This is a genomic window from Bradyrhizobium yuanmingense (assembly GCF_029167105.1).
GTDB lineage: Bacteria > Pseudomonadota > Alphaproteobacteria > Rhizobiales > Xanthobacteraceae > Bradyrhizobium > Bradyrhizobium yuanmingense_A.
On sequence record NZ_JARFML010000112.1, the window covers coordinates 1 to 1,289 of the forward strand.

The following is a 1,289-nucleotide window of genomic DNA, read 5'->3' on the forward strand; positions in this document are numbered from 1 at the left end:
GGGTTCTTCCGCACATTTGGTGCAGCATGAGCGATCGATGGTTGGATTGGTTGCCCGATCGTTCTCAAGCAGCCAGGAGGACGCGTCGACGCAATAGCGGGTAGCTTGCCCGGCCATACATTTGTCGTTTGATGGCTTTGATCCTGCTGATCTGGCCTTCGACCGGACTGGTCGTCCAGGAGGTAGTTATTGCCGCTCGGACTGCATCGATGTCGCGCGCGATGCCGTTGGCGAAGCTCTTGAGCTCGCTGTTGCCTGCTTGTGCGATCCATTCATCGAGCCCGGCGATGTCGCTACCACTGAGAAGGGAAACAAACCGCTTCGCCAGATCAGCCGCCGTGGCGAGTTCCGGAGCTTGCGCAAACAGATGGCCGAGGAATAGCCTGGCTTCAGCGTCGATCTGATCCGGATCCTGGCTCAAATACCAAGCACAGCGACGACGTGTGGGAGCTTTCCAGGTCAGATGTGGTTGTGCTGTTCCTCCCGCGTCTGCATGTGCACGCCTGTCAGCGGCCCATCGCGCGACGGTCACACGACTTCCAGTATAACCCTGTTGCCGAAGCTCCCGCCAGAGCTGCTGGCCCACGTGGCAGCCGGAGGCCCACCGCGCTTCGAGCCATGCCTCGAAGGGCGCGAGAAGATGTGAAGGTCTGAGAGGACGCGAATGCTCCGGTTCGCCGCCAGCGGCCAGCCAGCGCTGAACAGTGCGCCTGTCGACGCCGAGCAGTTGGGCGATCCTGGATGTCGGGCAACCTTGCTCGCGCAGGCGGCAGATTTCATCCCAGCGTTCGCGTCGCGCAGCCTTTCGATCCGCCCGCAACGGTGCAAGGCCGGGCGGCGGCACGGAAGCGCTGGTCTTCGCTCGTTGCGCGGATGCCATGATTTGCACGGCGGCGGCTACGTTGTGACGATGGCGGCCGACCGCGTGGCGCAGGGCCTCACCCAAGCTGTTGAACAGATGCCATCGGTCCGCCACCTGCACCGCGTCGGGCGCGCCGCAGCGTGCGCCCTCAGCATAGAGTCCCGCACGATCGCGGGCGACGACCTTGATCCCCGGCCAGCGCTTCAGCCAGCTCGCAACACTGTCAGCGTTACGATCGGGAAGCAGATCAAGCACGCAATTGCGCTCCAGATCGCAGATGATCGTTCCATATCGCTGGCCACGACGCCAAGCCCAATCGTCGATTCCGACGACGGTCGGAGCAACGAAATCCGGCAACGGGGCCGAGTGAATCATTCGGAGCAAGGTGTCGCCGCTGACCGGCATGGCCAGTTTGCGCGCCAGGCGC

1 protein-coding gene is annotated in these 1,289 nt (G+C 63.1%); it reads right to left on the reverse strand.

Going from position 1 to position 1,289, the window contains the following annotated elements:
* Window positions 1–64 precede the first annotated feature (64 nt).
* Window positions 65–1,289, reverse strand: a 1,225-nt coding sequence (locus P0R31_RS40655) for an ISL3 family transposase (RefSeq protein ID WP_275521224.1), incomplete at its 5' end; no start/stop codon positions are given.